At 43.5% G+C, this 18419-nt stretch carries 8 protein-coding genes; all 8 read left to right on the forward strand.

Annotation, left to right across the window (positions count from 1 at the left end):
- The first annotated feature begins 16 nt into the window (after nucleotides 1-16).
- The 8 genes from N5O98_RS02615 to N5O98_RS02650 all read left to right on the forward strand — a co-directional run bounded on the left by N5O98_RS02615 (nucleotide 17) and on the right by N5O98_RS02650 (nucleotide 18419).
- On the forward strand, nucleotides 17-3256 hold the full coding sequence (locus tag N5O98_RS02615) for a SusC/RagA family TonB-linked outer membrane protein (protein WP_008776109.1): 3240 nt from the start codon (nucleotides 17-19) through the stop codon (nucleotides 3254-3256).
- Between the two features lie 19 nt (nucleotides 3257-3275).
- Nucleotides 3276-5114, forward strand: a complete 1839-nt coding sequence (locus N5O98_RS02620) for a RagB/SusD family nutrient uptake outer membrane protein (protein WP_004310363.1) — start codon at nucleotides 3276-3278, stop codon at nucleotides 5112-5114.
- Between the two features lie 12 nt (nucleotides 5115-5126).
- Complete coding sequence (locus N5O98_RS02625) at nucleotides 5127-8159, forward strand: SusC/RagA family TonB-linked outer membrane protein (protein WP_118161188.1); 3033 nt, start codon at nucleotides 5127-5129, stop codon at nucleotides 8157-8159.
- A gap of 11 nt (nucleotides 8160-8170) precedes the next feature.
- Nucleotides 8171-9943, forward strand: coding sequence for a RagB/SusD family nutrient uptake outer membrane protein (locus tag N5O98_RS02630; protein ID WP_004310361.1), 1773 nt, complete (start codon nucleotides 8171-8173; stop codon nucleotides 9941-9943).
- Between the two features lie 22 nt (nucleotides 9944-9965).
- Nucleotides 9966-11036, forward strand: a complete 1071-nt coding sequence (locus N5O98_RS02635) for an endonuclease/exonuclease/phosphatase family protein (RefSeq protein ID WP_004310360.1) — start codon at nucleotides 9966-9968, stop codon at nucleotides 11034-11036.
- A gap of 5 nt (nucleotides 11037-11041) precedes the next feature.
- A complete protein-coding gene (locus tag N5O98_RS02640; RefSeq protein ID WP_004310359.1) occupies nucleotides 11042-12337 on the forward strand; it encodes an acetylxylan esterase in 1296 nt (431 codons plus the stop codon).
- Nucleotides 12338-12532: 195 nt separating this feature from the next.
- On the forward strand, nucleotides 12533-16591 hold the full coding sequence (locus tag N5O98_RS02645) for a hybrid sensor histidine kinase/response regulator transcription factor (RefSeq protein WP_004310358.1): 4059 nt from the start codon (nucleotides 12533-12535) through the stop codon (nucleotides 16589-16591).
- 292 nt (nucleotides 16592-16883) lie between these two features.
- Nucleotides 16884-18419 carry a sulfatase-like hydrolase/transferase gene (locus tag N5O98_RS02650; protein ID WP_004310357.1) on the forward strand — a complete coding sequence of 512 codons (1536 nt, stop codon included), beginning with the start codon at nucleotides 16884-16886 and terminating at the stop codon, nucleotides 18417-18419.

Here is an 18419-nt window from a genome sequence, read left to right on the forward strand (position 1 = left end):
CTTAAACGTTATAGTTATGAAAAAAAGTTATTGGCTATACAAAATGTGCCTGTTGCTTGGGTTGGGAATCTGTATTCCCGTTACAGGAAATGCATCGGATATCGGAGATGCTACCCTGACACAGCAACAGTCTAAAATAACAGCCTCTGGAGTCGTCGTAGACGAGTCCGGTGAAAGCCTGATCGGAGCTTCCGTCATAGAAAAAGGAGCAGCAACGAATGGTACTATTACAGACATAGACGGTCGTTTCTCTTTATCGGTTGCCCCCAACGCTATACTGGAAATCAGTTATGTAGGTTATCAAAAGCAGGACATTCCTGCTAAAAAAGACATGCGTATCATCATGCATCCGGACGTAGCGAACCTGGAGGAAGTTGTAGTGGTAGCTTACGGTACCCAGAAAAAGGTTTCTGTCATCGGTTCCGTAGCTTCCATTGATCGAAAAGATTTGATGAAATCCTCATCGCCCAACCTAAGTTCCGCTTTATCCGGAAAACTCCCAGGATTGACAACTATCCAGACCTCCGGTGAACCGGGACGTGACGAAGTCACCATGTTCCTGCGTGGTGCTGCCACTACAAACGGAACAAACCCATTAATTATGGTAGATGGAGTAGCTGTAGACGATATGCGATCTATCGACCCGAACGAGATTGCTAATATCTCCGTATTGAAAGATGCTTCCGCAACAGCAGTATTCGGAGTACGTGGTGCCAACGGAGTGATAATGATTACCACTCGTAGAGGTGAAAAAGGAACTGCCCGTATCAGTGCCAATGTAGAATTCAGCATGCAGGAAATCGCTTTCAAGCCCGAACGTCTGGATTCATGGGACTGGGTCAGACTTCGCAATGAAGCACTCGTGAACGACGGAAATTCCGCTGAATTCCTCGGGCCGGACATTGATAAGTTCGACTCATGGAAAACAGGTAATCCTGTAGACCCGGATTTTTATCCGAATAATAACTGGCAAGATATCTTGTTCAGAGATTATGCTCCCATGACCAGAGCCAACATGAACGTTTCGGGAGGTTCGGACAAACTTCAATACTTTGTAAGTGCAGGCTATCTGCATCAGGGAGGTATGTTCAACGTAGAACCTAAATCCAGGTTGGGATACAATGCCCAGTCTTCATTAGACCGCTACAACTTCCGCTCAAATATCGACTACAAAGTCAATAAGTCGGTAAAGATTAACTTAAACGCTTCCTCTTATCTGGAACGGATCAACGGAACTTCCGCAAGTATGTCAAGTGTATTCAACAGCGCTTTGACCTCACGCCCTACTTCCATGTATCTCACCCCGGAAGGTGCATACGCTACTGATGCTATACGTACTTTCCCTATTGGTGCCGGATTATCCGTAGAAGATCCCGCCAACAATTCATTGAGTGCATATCCGCTAATCAACCGTTCGGGCTATCAACTGGAAACCAGATCGGGAATCAATGTTATCGGAGGAGTAGAAATAGATTTGGGATTTATCACTAAAGGGCTCTCTGTCAAAGGCCAGGTATCTTTCGACTCCAAAGGATTTGGGAAAACAATCGGAAAACGTTCCTATACCTGGTATACGTATCAGACATTAGCTTCAGGAGAGCATTTGTTTATCAATCGCCATCCTAGCCTGGAGGACGAAGACGGCCCGATTGAACTCACAAAGTCTTCCGAATCTTATTGGGTTATGAACTTACAGGGACAAATCAACTATAACCAGACCTTCGCCGGAAAGCATAATGTCACTGCTATGTTTCTAGCTCAACGGGACATCAAAGAATCCAAAGAAACATCCGGTGACCTACTGCTTCCTTACAACGTCATCGGTATTGCCGGACGTGCAACTTATGACTATGACAGACGTTATTTTGCAGAGGTCAACGTAGGTTATAACGGCTCTGAACAATTTTCACCGGACAAACGATTTGGTCTCTTCCCGGCTGCCTCTTTCGGTTGGCTGATTACTAATGAGGGCTTCCTTCAGGATAATCCGGTTTTGACCAATCTGAAGTTAAGAGCTTCTTGGGGAAAAGTTGGTAACGACGCCTTCGGTTCAGCCCGTTTCCTTTATCTGGATAATATCAGTCAATATTCCGTAGTCACCGACAGTAAAGGAGATCATTGGTTATCCCCAAGCTTGGGATATGCTTCCAATGGTTCCGGTTGGGGACAAGGTTACAAGATAGCCGAAAACTACATAGGAAACAAAAGCATCACATGGGAAACAGCTGAAAAACAGAATTATGGTATAGACATATCCTTGTATCATGATCTTTCCTTCTCATTTGACTACTTTGTTGAAAAAAGAAAAAATATTCTGATTATCCCGCAGACTACTCCTATGATTCAAGGTCTTCCCTCATCCGCTCTTCCACTGATGAACGATGGTGAAGTAAAGAATCAGGGATTCGAAATGGTCCTCGGATATCAGAAACAATTCAAAAACGGGCTATCTGTTTCTGCTAATGCAAACTTCAGTTATGCCAAAAACAAAGTATTGGAATATGACGAGCCACTATTAGGTAAGGATTATGCTTATCGCACCCGCACCACCGGCTTCTCATTAGGACAAAACTGGGGATATATCATCGACCACAGCTATGATCCTGAAAAAGGGCGTGACGGCACAGGATTCTTCTATAGCGACGAGAGTATTGCCAAGAGCGGACTGACTTATGAAGGTGTAGGAACACCGGAACCCGGAGACTTTATTTATAAAGATCTCAACGGAGACGGTGTCATCAATGACCGTGACAAGGCTCCCATTGGCTATTCCTCCCTATTGCCTCGCATCAACTACGGTTTCTCTTTATCTGCCAACTGGAAAGGATTCGATGTTTCTATCATGTTGCAGGGAGTAGGCCAATACAGCAAGACTTATTCAGGAGCCGGTATTTATGAAAGCAGCGGCAACTTTTACAAGATGCACATGGAACGTTGGAGCGAAGAACGCTATAATAATCACGAAAAGATTACGTATCCTCGTCTGTCCAGCAGTGGCGGCCCGAGCTTGCAGCCCAACGACTTCTTTATCATGGATGCCTCATATATACGTCTGAAAAATGCAGAAGTAGGATATACATTACCGGAAAGCATCAGCAAGAAAATCGGTGCTTCCAATGTACGTTTCTATTTAAGTGGTAACAACTTGTATACATGGACTCACCTGAAGACTGACAGCTTCGATCCCGAACAAAACAGTCCGGCAGCCTATCCAACAATGCGTACGTACAATGTAGGTTTAAATATTACATTTTAACGGCTAAAACAAAACCGATATGAAAAAAAGATTGATTTATATATGCATGTTTGCTTCCTTGCTCACATTCAGTTCTTGTAATGAAGCGTTGGATGTAGCTCCCGACGGAAGATTATCACTGGACGAAGTATTCCAAGATCCCGATCTGACTAAAGCTTATTTCAGTACTTGCTTTGACTATCTGCCTAAAAAGAGTTTACGATATCATTTCTGGAGCAACTATCCCGTAGCACTTAGTGATGAAGCGTGGGATTGCACGGATGGTTCCGGTGCCGGCTTTGCACATGCCGCATCCGGCAACTGTACCACCACCGACTTCTATCTCGACGTTCGCAGAGATATGGGTGACACCTACTCAGAAGGAGGATACTGGCAGTTATACTGGGGGCAAATCCGTATTATCAACACATTCCTCCAACGGGCAGCCACCGCCGCCATACCAAGAGAAAGCGACCGTGACCGTTGGGTAGCAGAGGCTCATGTACTCCGTGCTTATTTCTATATGGAGTTACTGAAATGGTATGGTCCTGTGCCTATTGAGAAAGAGCCATACGGTTTAGACTATGATTATTCAACTCTATCACGTCCTACTTTCGAAGACTGTGCCCGATTCATTGTAGATGATTGCGAAATAGCTTTGCAATCCAGCAACCTCCCTTGGCGACTGACAACACTCAACGAGAAGATCAGAATGACCAAAGGTATCGCAATGGCTATCCGTTCCGAAGCATGTCTATTCGCAGCCAGCACTTACAACAATGGCGGCAAAGATCTTTGGGAATGGGCTTACACAATCAACAAAGACTGTCTGGAACAGCTGAAAGCCAATGGATATGAATTGTATACTAAATGTGCGGATACTGAAAAGTACTATAACAATGCTTATATGGAGTACTTTACGCTCAATAACTATATCGGAACAGATCCCAGTGATAAAGAAACAATCTGGCAAAGTACCGAAGGCTATTGGCCCGACCCATACACCAATCCTTTGTATGACGTTATCGGAGCTCCGGTATTGGGAAACGCTCAATTAACTATTGTTCCTTCCCAAGAATTAGTAGACGCCTATGATATGCTAGCAACAGGAAAGCCTGTACTGGATTTATCGAAACCTTATAACGATGAGAAGCATCTGTCACCTAATTATAACCCTAATAGCGGTTATGACCCAGCCAACCCTTATAAGGGACGTGATCCTCGTTTCCAGGCTACAATTTTTTATAATAACAGTCCTGTGCTGTTAGGAAAGGAACCGGCAGTAGTAGAAACGTACGTGGGAGGAAATAGCGAAATCCGTACAAGTGGAAATACGAATACACGTACCGGTTATTATTGGAGAAAAAGAATGGTAAACGGTAACTGTAAGGCAGCCGGAGTGGCTGGATATGATGGCCGTTTCCGTTTTTACCGATTAGGCAAAATTTATCTGAATGCCGCCGAAGCCGCTATTGAAAGCGGACACCTTACCGAAGGCCTGGAATGGATCAATGAAATCCGTCATCGCGCAGGTTTTGATCCTTCGGTTGATCTGTCGACAAACGACAAGAACGAAGCTCGTTTATTGGTACGCCACGAACGCCAGATAGAGCTGGCTTGTGAAGAAGACAGATATTTCGATATCCGCCGTTGGACACCCGCCAATGAGAATATGGAAAATGAGAAGTTTACCACAGGTATGAGAATCACCAAAAATGGAAACTCATTCTCTTATGAAAGAATCAATCTAGGAACAGACGGCAGCAAACCGAGCAAAATGAGTTATGAAAAGAAATGGCACGTATATCCTATCCCTGCCAATGAAGCAGCCGTATTGGAAGGCACGACAGGACAGACGTGGCAAAATGCAGGATGGTAATCATAAAACAGAATGTATATGAAAAACAGAATAATCACACTTTTGTGCATCGTATGCCTGTTCACAGGCAATGAAGTATGCCGGGCACAAGTGCAAGAAGTTATATCCGGTGTGGTGCGGAATGAGAGCAACGAACCTTTAGACGGCGCAATCATTTCTGTCCCGGACAATCCCGAATACACCACAAGCAGTGATAAAGACGGAAAATTCATCATGGAGATTCCGTCGGGAGCCAGTATGGTCATTTGTAAGATTCCGGGATATCGGAACCAGACAATGAAATTCACTCTGAATAAACCGGTAGAGTTTTGTCTGATATCAGACATCGCCGGTCAGGATACATCTCTCGAAGTAGCCATGCTGCAGAAAGAGAGAAAAGGAGGTTATACAGGAGCAATCTCTACCGTTCAGGGAGAAGAGTTAGTTAAAACACCTAATAGCGGATTTTCAGCTACGCTGACCGGACGCTTGGCAGGATTGACTTCTATCCAATCCACCAGCACACCAGCCGATGATGCAACAACGATGTATATACGTGGTCTGAATTCCATAAACGGTAATTCACCTTTGGTTGTACTCGATGGAATTCCGGCTCCATTATTCGATATGAATACACTCGATGCCAACACTGTAGAATCTGTCAGTATTCTGAAAGATGCCGCAGCTAAAGCATTATATGGTCCGCGAGCTTCTTCCGGAGTAATTCTTATTACTACAAAAAGAGGCGAAATAGGACGTACTAAAGTAAATGTGAACATGGACTTCTCCATACAACAGGCTACCCAGCGTCCTAAAATAGTAAGTACCGGTGAATACGCACAAATGCGTAACCAGGCCTTACTCAATGACGGTGGCACTCCACTCTATTCTTTATATGAAATAGCCGGGTTTACAGATGGAACTATGCCGGGACACGACTGGTATGACACTTTTATGAATGATGCAGCCAGTATGCAACGTTACAACGTAAATATCAGCGGAGGTAACAACCGGGTTAAATACCTTGTTAATGCCGGTTATCTTCACCAAAACAGCCTGATTGATGCAGAGAAGAATGATAATTATAATCCTGCACTCAAATTGCATCGCTTCAACATTTTAGCTAATGTGGACGTCACTCTGCATCGTTATCTAAACTGTTTCCTTAACACAAATGTCACTATCGACCGGATGAATCAAGGATACAACGGGACAGGAGATATCATGAATTCGATCTATCAGATGGCCCCCACCGTACCTGGACCTATCACCGAAGACGGAAAAGTGATTACTGCAGAATACAATGAATATCCTACTTACGGACTTATCAACCGCTCCGGATATAGCCATCAAACAGGTATCAATCTGAACGTCGCTTATGGAATGAATCTGGATCTGGGATTCCTGACTAAAGGATTGAGCGTAAAAGGAATAGTAGGTTATGAAGCAAACTATGACGGAACAATCTATGGTTCTACTGACTACGCACGTTATGCAGCCAATGGCAGCGGACTTTTCGGTACTCACACCACTCTTCCTCTAAGTTTAAGTAAGACCGCTAATATGCGCTACTTTATCAACTTCCAAGGATTCATCAACTATAATCGTATTTTTGGAGGCAAACATGAAGTAGATGCATTTGTCAGCTATTTCAATGAGAATATGATGAAAAACGGTGATCTCCCATACGATCGTTTGTCATTAATGGGACATGTGAAATACGGCTATGATTCACGGTACTATATACAGGGAGACTTTACCTATGATGGCACAGAACAGTTCAAACCAGGTAACCGTTTTAAATTCTTCCCGACAGTATCTGCCGCTTGGGTGGTATCCAACGAAAGTTTCCTGAAAGACACAGATTGGTTGTCCTTCCTCAAAATACGCGCATCTGCCGGCTGGCTGGGTAATGACCAGATATCTGACACCCGTTTCCTGTATGCTACAGATGTACGTTATAAAGATGCAGGTTACTTACTAAGCAACTACTATGGCTTTCATACTGTAGAAGGTATGCAAGGTAATCCGTATATCCATTATGAAGAATCTTTCCAGCAAAATTACGGAATAGATGTTACCTTATTCAACTCACTAGGTATCACATTTGATTATTGGAACGTGAAACAGACCCAAATGGCTATCCAAAATAACAGTGTATCTTCTGCACAAGGTATCGCCAGTGAAAATCTGCCATTTGAAAATCTGGGTAAGATGAACAACAAAGGATTTGATCTTGAACTATCTTATATCAAGAATCTGAAATGTGGATTAAGAATGACTATCAGAGGGAATATGGGATACAATAAAAATGAAGTAACTGACATAAAAGAGTTGAACCGTACCGCCAGCGGATATTACTATCCATATCGTAAAACCGGCTATTCTGCAGGACAACAGTTCGGATATCTGATTGACTATTCCAACGGAAACGGCTACTATAATAGCCAGGAGGAAATAGATAAAAGCGGTCTGCGATTCTCTGGTGCTTCTCCGCGCCCAGGTGATTTCATTTACAAAGACTTAAATAACGACGGAAATATAGATGAGCGTGACCAGGCACCGATGGACAAAGCCCAGACACTACCTACACTTTCTTATGGTGGTTCTATTCAACTGGAATACAAAAACTTTGACTTGTATGTTCAGTTACAAGGTGTATCAGGTACAGCAGCCTATTACAGTGGATGCGGTATCTTCGATAATGCTTACCAAGGAGTGTACACAGACCTGCACCGTAATGCCTGGACAGCAGATCGCTATGCGGCAAATGAAAAAATCAGCTATCCGGCTTTGACCACAGGAAGCTCTTCAAGTCTCCAATCGAATGAATTCTTCTATTCCAAAAATAACTATATGAGATTGAAGAATGTAGCATTAGGTTATACACTTCCTAAACGTTGGAGCAGTAAGCTGAAACTGGAGAAAATAAGATTCTATATCAGCGGAGCCAATTTGTTGACCACCTCATCTCTCAAGTTCGATAATCTGGACCCGGAACAATATTCCTACTCTGTATACCCCATTTACAGAACATTTAACATAGGACTTAACCTGAATTTCTAAAGACTGAAGTTATGAAAATAAATAAAATCATATCAGGAGTATTCTCCTTGCTCATATTATCCTCATTCATAGGATGTACTGAAATTGAAGATCATCCGGACGGCCGTACGGATTACAGCGATTTGTTTACCACGAACCGTAAAACGTATACTTATATGAATCAATGTTATGGATGGATTCTGAATTACGGAATGAACTATAACTATACCATGCTAGCTGGTTGTACGGATGAAGCCAAAGATTCCTGGGAACTACAGAACGGAGTTACCCGCAAATGGAATGAAGGACAATTATCTCCCTTCAGCAATCCGCTGGAGGGCATCGAAGGAAATCCGGAAAACTACAATTATTATTATCAAGGGATTCGTGCCTGCAACATCTTTCTTGCCAATATCCCTACTGCCAGTGTCTACTCGGAAGATATACGTAACAGTTTCAAGGCACAGGTACTTACATTACGCGCTTTCTATTATCTTCAATTGGTGAAACGTTATGGAGGTGTTCCCATCATAACAACTCCCGACTACGATTATACCAAGGTTAAAAGAGGTACATTTGGCGAGTGTGCCCGCCAAATATTAGCTGATTGTCAGGCTGCTATTGATATTCCCACTGTTGAAGAATGGGGATGGCGTTCCTTAGATAAGGAGAACTACCGTCACGTTATGACAAAAGCCATCTGTGCAGCCATCCGTTCACAGATATCACTCTATGCAGCCAGTCCTCTGTACAATGACGGAACAATCACTTGGACAGAAGCCGCAGAAATTACTAAAAAGTCTCTGGATGACTGTCTGGCGAACAATTATGAACTTTATAAGAAACAGCCGAATGCTACAGCTGGTTATTCTCCTTATGATGTGTATTTCTATTCGCGCACTGACTTGCCGGTAGTTAATGACAAAGAAACCATTATGGAAGTTGGACAAATGTATATGTGGAATTATGCTGGCCTGCCAACTACCGACGGCCAGACAGATGCCGGTGCGTGTCCGTCGCAAGAGCTACTTGATGCCTATGAAGTTGTGAACGGTGACATGACAGAATCTTATCCTCTGCTCAATTTAGAGAGCCCTTATCTAGATGCCAATCATCTGCAGCCTAACTTGAATTCGGCTGTTGAAGGTCTCTACAATCGAGCCAAACCGTATGAGAACCGTGATCCGCGTCTTAAAGCTTCTATTTATTACGATGGTTCCAAACTAAACCTGGAAACCGGTGCACTACTCTCAACCAAGACAGGAGGAAACTGTGCACTTGATCCCAGTAACGCACGTTACACCTGTACCGGCTATTATACGCGTAAGTTCTCACATTATAAATCCGGACGTTCCGGCAATCTGGATGGTTACTTCAAAGAGTTCCGCCTGGCTGAATTATATTTGAATTATGCAGAGGCAGCTAATGAAGCATCTACTACCGGAACTGTACCCAATGATGCCGTAGACGCAGTCAATGCAGTACGTTCCAGAGTAGGTATGCCAGGCATTCCTTACGGATTATCCTGTGATCAATTTCGTCTGCGAATCAGGAACGAAAGACGCGTAGAACTTGCTTTTGAAGAACACCGTTTCTTTGATGTACGCCGTTGGAAGATGCTGGATCAAACAGATAAAGTAATTACCGGAATGAAGGCAAACTCAGATGGAAGTTACTCCCGTTTTGTAGTAGATAATAACCGAAAAGCATATAGTGAAAAATTCCTATTATATCCAATACCGGGTGACGAAGCGATCCGGTTACAGAATGCTTCAGGAACTAACTGTCAGAATCCGGGCTGGTAATCAAATCTAAAAAATACAGATTATGCAAAAGTGGTTATTAACTATTATTATTGCCATACTTCCTGTTATCACTGCATGTTCTAAAACCGATACGGAAGTATCTGTACCGGAAGAAGAAACAGGAAAGAAAACAGAGATTAAGTTCCTTCAACTCAACTTATGGGTGGAGTGTACCAAGGTGGAGCATGCTCCGGAATATCTGATAGAACAGATTGCTACCCTACAGCCAGACATTGCTACATTTTGCGAATTATATAAAGGTCCACAAGACGATCCCGTGATGCCTAAACTAATGCAAGGGCTTAAAGATAAGGGACTCATCTATTACGATGCACGAATAGACGGAAGAGCGGTCATATCAAAATATCCGATCAAAGAGACAGAACGCATCAACAAATGGATGTTCAAAGCGATTCTGGATGTCAATGGGAAACGAGTGGCCGTTTACCCGGCACATTCAGAGTATCGTTACTACACCTGTTACTATCCCCGGGGATACAATGACGGTAGCGTTAATTGGGATAAACTTCCGGCTCCTATCACTGATGTAAACAAGATACTTGCTGTCTGCGAAGAATCAGACCGTATAGAATCCGCCCAAGCTTTTATCAACAACGCTGCCAAAGAGCTAGAGCAAGGAGCACTCGTATTTTTTGCCGGAGATCTGAATGAGCCTTCTTATCTGGATTGGCAGGCCGATACAAAAGATCTATTCGATCATCGCGGATGTATCGTCAATTGGGGAACTTCCAAATTGTTGGTTCAACGGGGATATAAAGATGCCTACCGGGTAATTCATCCCGATCCGGTGAAATGTCCGGGATTCACTTTTCCAGCAGACAATAAATCAGTCATTCCAGAGAATCTCTCATGGGCACCGGAGGCAGATGAACGCGAACGAATTGATTTCGTTTACTATTATCCAAATAAAAATCTACAAATAAAAAGTGCCCAGATAGTAGGTCCAACAGGCTCTATTGTACGCGGACAAAGAATAGAAGAACAAACCAAAGATCCAATCATTCCGCCCGTAAACAATCAGTGGCCAAGCGATCATAAAGGAGTGCTGATTACGTTTTATATCAAAGAGTAATTACAATGATTAACAGGATGCAAAAGTGGATATACGTCATTATACTCCTGACCGGATACTCAATAAGAAGTTATACACAGAAGACCATAAATCTCAATATTCCTGTTGAGCAAAACTGGATGTTCGATAACGAACATCCAGTACGCTTCATGCTGGAATTGACATCTGCACAGTCAGGTTTTTCGGATAGGATACGCATGGACATTGCAACAGATTTCGGCAATGCTGTATCGTCTACCTTTATAACCTACTCTTTCGGAACAGATTCGATAGCTCCCGGTGGAGGCTTTCGCAGTCGTGCATCAGTCACTCTCACGAATCTCACTCCCGGATTTTACCAGGTTTGTTTCATTGCCGGCACCGACACTCTGAAACATTTCTTCTTTGGATACGAAGCCGAACAGATTTTATCCAAACCGGATGGTCCCCCTAACTTAAAAAGATTTTGGAATAAAACCATCACCGAACTTAAACGTGTACACCCTGCCTATAAAATGACACGTCTACCTGAATCTTCGAAGCCAGAGCGTGATGTTTACGAAGTAGAAATGCGCTCGCTTGAAGGAGAAATCTTACGGGGGTATTGGGCAGTCCCTACAGATGGTCAGAGTCATCCGGCCGTAGTGGTTTATCAAGGTTATGATGCCGTCACCTGGATTCCCAGTCCCGACGACTATCCCGGTTGGTGTATCTTGGTCATTCCACCCCGTGGACAAGGCCTCAACAAACCTTATAACCGCTTTGGTGAGTGGATTGCTTTCGGACTGGATTCACCCAAACATTACTATTACAGAGGTGCTTTTGCTGATACAGTCCGCAGTATTGATTTTATTTTTGCTCAGCCATGCTTTGACGGACAAAACCTTTTTGCTACAGGTATTTCGCAAGGTGGAGCGCTCACATTAGCAGCAGCGTCACTCGACCATCGTATTTCCGCAGCTGCGCCTATCGTACCCTTTCTGTCAGACTATCCCGATTATTTCCGTTTGGTTCACTGGCCTGCCAACTTGGTATTCGAAGGAGCTGCCCGGCAGAATATTGACAAAGATAAAATATTCTCATTACTAACTTACTTTGACTTGAAGAATCTGACCGGATGGATCAAATGCCCAGTATTAATGGGATTCGGACTTCAGGACAACATTACACCACCACATACAAATTTTGCAGCATACAATCACATCCGTACACCTAAACGCTGGATATGTTACCCTACATCAGGACACTTTGCAGCTTATGAGAACATGGACTCATGGATTGCTGAAAGTACTCGTTTTTTCAATCAGTATGTAGTGTGGTAATAATCTGAACTGATAAAAACGAAACAGGCACAAACACTATAACAAGAGGTTAGTTAGGTTAGAAACCGGAAGAGTAATTCTGTTAAATAGAATTCTCTTCCGGTGTTTTATAGTTACTTTCTTCTAATAAGATTCACTGAAATCGAATAAAAACAATATATTTGCATAGATGTAAACACCTTAAAAAATAAATTAGTGAGAAAAGTAATTCTTTTATTTCTGCTATTTTTAAGCGTAGCTGGAGTCCGCACACAAGGTCAAAACATCACTTTTAGCCACTTGACCACGGACGACGGACTCTCCCAATTTTCTGTCAATAGCCTTTATATTGATGAACGGGGGATTATATGGATTGGCACGCGTGAAGGACTGAACCGGTATAACGGTAACGATATCAAAAGTTTCAAACTTAATAAAAACGATCCGAACAGTTTGTTCAGCAATACAGTGCTGCGTATCACCGGAAACAAAAATGGGAAGGTATACCTGCTCTGTACGGACGGGGTAGCAGAGTTCGATCTGACCACACAAAGATTCAAAACGTTGCTGCAAGGCAATGTAGATGCTATTTATTTCAACGAGAAATTATATATCGGGAAAAGAGAAGAAGTGTTTGTATATAATGAAAGTACCGGAAACTTCGATCTCTACTATCATCTTGCCGGAAAAGATATCACCCTCTCCTGCCTCCACCTGGACGAAAAGAAAAATCTGTGGATGGGAACTACCAGTAACGGACTTTACTGTTTATCGGGAGACAAAAAGATTTCCCAACCTGTCACAAGAGGTAATATCGCGAGTATTTACGAAGATTCGTCTAAAGAATTATGGATCTGTACCTGGGAAGAAGGACTCTACCGGATAAAAACAGATAGTACCATTGAGAACTTCCGTCATGATCCTAAAAATCCAAACAGTATTTGCACCGATTTCGTAAGGAGTTGCTGTGAAGATAATGCAGGAAATCTGTGGATAGGAACCTTTCACGGGTTAAATCGCTATGAAAAGAGCACAGGTAAATTCCAACTTTACACTGCCAACGCGAACAAACCCGACGGACTTACCCACTCCTCCATCTGGTGCATCGTCAAAGATGAACAAGGAACAATTTGGCTGGGTACTTATTTCGGAGGTGTCAACTATTTCAATCCAGAATATGAAATCTATACCCGTTACAAAACCGGAGATACAGAGAAAGAAGGTCTAAGTAGTCCGATCGTCGGTAGAATGACTGAAGATAAGGACGGAAACCTGTGGATTTGTACCGAAGGCGGCGGCGTGAATGTGTATAACCGGAAGGATAACACCTATCGGTGGTATCGCCACGAAGAGGGCAAAAATAGCATTTCCCATAACAATGTCAAAGCAATCTACTACGACCGGACTAATGAAATCATGTGGATAGGTACACACTTGGGAGGATTGAACAAACTCGACCTGCGTACTAACCGTTTCACAGTCTACCGAATGAAAGCCGGAGACCCAACCTCACTACCTTCGGATATCGTCCGAGACATTGTACCTTATAAGGACAAGCTGGTTGTCGCCACACAAAACGGTGTTTGTCTTTTCAATCCGGCAACAGGCGCTTGCCAACAGCTCTTCAAAGAGACTAAAGAAGGAAGAGGTATTGGCATGGTAGCCAGTCTTTGCATTGATAAAGACGGTACATTGTGGATTGCGGCTACCGGGGAGGGTGTTTATTCTTACCGGTTCGACAGCGGTAAACTTACTAATTATCCACACAATCCCGCTAATCCGAACAGTCTTAGCAACAATAATATCAACAGTATCATGCAGGACAGTAACGGTAATCTGTGGTTCTGCACCTCCGGAAGCGGTCTCGACCGTTACCGTAAGGCAAGTGATGACTTTGAAAACTTCGATGTACAGACAGATGGTTTATCCAGCGACTGTATCTACGAAGTATGCGAATCGTCCATACAGAAAGGAGACTTATTGCTGATTACCAATCAGGGATTCTCACAGTTCAACTATCCAAGCAAGAAATTCTATAATTACGGTACGGAGAATGGATTCCCGTTGACTGCCGTCAATGAAAACGCACTATTTGTGACACATGACGGAGAAGTATTCCTTGGCGGTATTCAGGGAATGATTTCTTTCTGGGAGAAAAAATTACATTTCACTCCCAAATCATATAATATCATTCTTTCCCGCCTGTTTGTCAACGGAAAAGAAGTAGTTCCGGGAGATGAAAGCGGCATCCTGGAACAGTCGATCTGTCATACTCCGGAAATCAGTCTGAAAGCGAATCAATCGATGTTTAGCATCGAATATGCCACTTCCAACTTCATCCCTGCCAACAGAGATGAAATTCTCTATCGCCTGGAGGGTTTCTCAGACGAATGGAACCATACTTACCGGAAGCAAACGCTGATTACTTATACAAACCTGAATCCGGGTAAATATACCCTTGTCATCAAATCACAGAGGGAAGGAATAAAAGAGGCCAGACTGCTGATTATCGTACTCCCTTCATGGTATGAGACATGGTGGGCTTACCTGATTTATACCATTGTCACTATCAGCCTGTTATGGTATCTTATTCAGAACTATAATTCGCGCATCAAACTCCGTGAGTCTTTGAAGTACGAAAAGAAGCATATTGAAGACCTCGAAGCATTGAACCAGTCGAAACTCCGTTTCTTCACTAACATCTCGCACGAATTCCGCACACCGTTAACGCTGATCGTGGGACAAGTGGAAACTTTGTTGCAGGTGCAGACATTTACGCCTAACATATATAATAAGGTATTGGGAATCTACAAGAACAGTCTCCAATTACGGGAACTGATTACGGAACTACTTGATTTCCGTAAACAGGAACAGGGTCACATGAAGATCAAAGTTAGCCAGCACAATCTGGTTAACTTCCTGTATGAGAATTATCTGCTCTTCCTCGAATATGCGAGCAGTAAACAAATCAACTTCAAGTTCAACAAACAGAAGGATGACATTGAAGTATGGTATGACCAAAAGCAGATGCAGAAAGTAATAAACAACCTGCTGTCTAATGCAGTGAAGCATACCAAGGCCGAAGATACAATTTCGATTAATGTATCGCAGGAGAAAGACCATGTCATCATTGAAATAAAAGATACCGGGACAGGTATCGCCGCTGCCGAAATTGATAAGATATTCGACCGTTTCTATCAGACCGAACATCTCAACTCGCTGAATACCGGAGCCGGTACAGGCATCGGACTGGCACTGACAAAAGGTATTGTGGAACTTCATCACGGCACAATCCGGGTAGAAAGCGAACCGGGCAAAGGAAGCAGTTTCATTATCACCCTCAAACTAGGCAAGGAACACTTCACAGAAGAGCAAATAGCGAAAGATGATACGGAAACCATCCAGCAAACAGAGACTATTGTTCCTTCAGTAGAAATAATCCCTGATTCGGAATGGAAAGAAGAAGATAACAAGCGCATCGAAGACGCCAAAATGCTGATAGTGGAAGACAATGAATCTATCAAACAGATGTTAGTCGGTATTTTCGAAACATTCTATCAAGTCAGTACGGCTTCCGACGGAGTAGAAGCATTAGAGATGATACAGAAGGATATGCCGAGCATCATTTTAAGTGATGTCGTAATGCCACGCATGTCGGGTACGGAACTTTGCAAACAGATCAAGACGGACTTTAACACTTGCCATATTCCGGTGGTATTATTAACCGCACGTACTGCTATAGAGCACAATATCGAAGGTTTGAAGATTGGTGCGGATGATTATATCACGAAACCGTTTAATACCAATCTTCTGATTTCCCGCTGCAATAACCTGGTTAATTCCCGCCGGCTATTGCAAGAGAAGTTCAGCAAACAACCACAGGCTTTTGCCCAAATGTTGGCTACCAACCCGATGGATAAGGAGATGCTCGACCGCGCGATGGCCATTATCGAACGTCATCTGGACAATACGGATTTCAACGTTAATATCTTCGCCCGCGAAATGGGTATGGCACGTACGAACCTATTCACTAAACTGAAAGCAGTTACAGGCCAGACCCCGAATGATTTCATCCTAAGCATACGTCTCAAAAAAGGCGCTGTCATGTTAAGGAATAACCCGGAGCTGAATATCACGGAGATCTCTGACCGGATTGGGTTCTCCTCCTCCCGCTATTTCAGTAAATGTTTCAAGGAGATTTATCACGTCAGTCCGCTGGCTTATCGTAAAGGAGAAGAGAGCGAAGAAGAAGGGGACGGAGAAGAAACAGATTAGCAGGCAACTATACAAGCACTCTTGCAAAATAATCTTATATTATTAGGCACGGATCACACGGATTTCACGGATTAAAAAACGATGAGTATGAAAACAACAGCGTTAATCCGTGTAATCCGTGCCTAAATTTATGATATAAACGGTTTCTTAACCCGGACATCTTCGCCCGAATAAAGAAGGTAACTTCTTAAGTGTACTATTTTGTACTTCACTTGTACATTCCTACTCATTCTTTTTCTTCCATTCGCTTATCTTTGTGTTCATTACATTATTTCCTAAAACATTCAGCATTATGAAAAACGTTTCGCGTCTACTTCCCCTATTGTCCGGCATCGTCACGCTGTCAGGATGCAATCATGCACCCCAAAAGAGCAATGGGCAGAATAGCCAAAAGCCTAACATTATTTATATATTTGCAGATGATCTCGGCATTGGTGATTTAAGTTGTTATGGAGCAACAAAAGTGAGCACTCCCAACATCGACCGGTTGGCAGGACAAGGAGTACAATTCACCAATGCTTATGCAACTTCTGCCACCAGCACCCCTTCCCGTTTCGGACTCCTGACAGGTATGTATCCTTGGAGACAGGAAAACACAGGAATCGCTCCCGGCAACTCTGAACTCATTATCGACACTACCTGCATCACCATGGCAGATATGCTGAAAGATGCAGGATACGCAACCGGTGCAGTAGGCAAATGGCATCTGGGACTCGGTCCGAAAGGTGGAACCGACTTTAACAACCGGATTACCCCTAACGCACAAAGCATCGGGTTCGACTACGAATTTATTATTCCGGCTACCGTAGACCGTGTACCTTGTGTATTTGTAGAAAACGGACATGTCGTAGGACTTGACCCCAATGATCCTATCACCGTAAACTACGACCACAAAGTAGGCGACTGGCCTACGGGAGAAGAGAACCCAGAGCTCGTCACTTTAAAACCCAGCCAGGGACACAACAATACAATTATCAACGGCATTCCCCGTATCGGCTGGATGACCGGAGGAAAATCCGCCCTTTGGAAAGATGAAGACATAGCCGATATCATCACCAACAAGGCCAAGAATTTCATTGCATCCCATCAGGAAGAACCCTTCTTCTTATATATGGGTACGCAAGACGTACATGTACCACGCATCCCCCACCCACGTTTCGCAGGCAAAAGCGGACTCGGCACTCGTGGCGACGTCATCCTGCAACTGGACTGGACCATCGGTGAAATCATGCACACACTGGACAGCCTCCACATCGCAGACAACACCATCCTGATCTTTACCAGCGATAACGGTCCTGTTATCGACGACGGCTATCAAGACCAAGCTTACGAACTTCTCAACGGGCATACTCCGATGGGGATCTACCGTGGTGGGAAATACAGTGCTTACGAAGCGGGGACACGCGTTCCATTTATCGTCCGCTGGCCTGCCCGAGTAAAGCCGAACAAGCAACAAGCTCTTTTCTCTCAAATAGATGTGTATGCATCGCTCGCCTCCCTTTTGGACCAACCTTTACGTAAAGGAGCTGCTCCCGATAGTCAAGAACATCTGAACGTACTCCTCGGCAAAAATAATACAAACCGTGAGTATGTCGTTCAACAGAATCTCAATAACACACTTGCCATCATAAAAGGTCAATGGAAATACATCGAACCGAGCGACGGCCCCGCTATCGAGTATTGGACGAAAATGGAGTTAGGCAACGACAAACAGCCTCAACTTTATGATTTATCTTCCGATCCATCGGAGAAAACGAATGTATCAAAACAATACCCCGACATAGTGAAAGAATTATCTGAATTACTAGAATCCGTAAAAGAAAAATAG

The organism is Bacteroides sp. LFL-34 (assembly GCF_027257075.1).
GTDB classification, from domain to species: Bacteria; Bacteroidota; Bacteroidia; order Bacteroidales; family Bacteroidaceae; genus Bacteroides; species Bacteroides ovatus.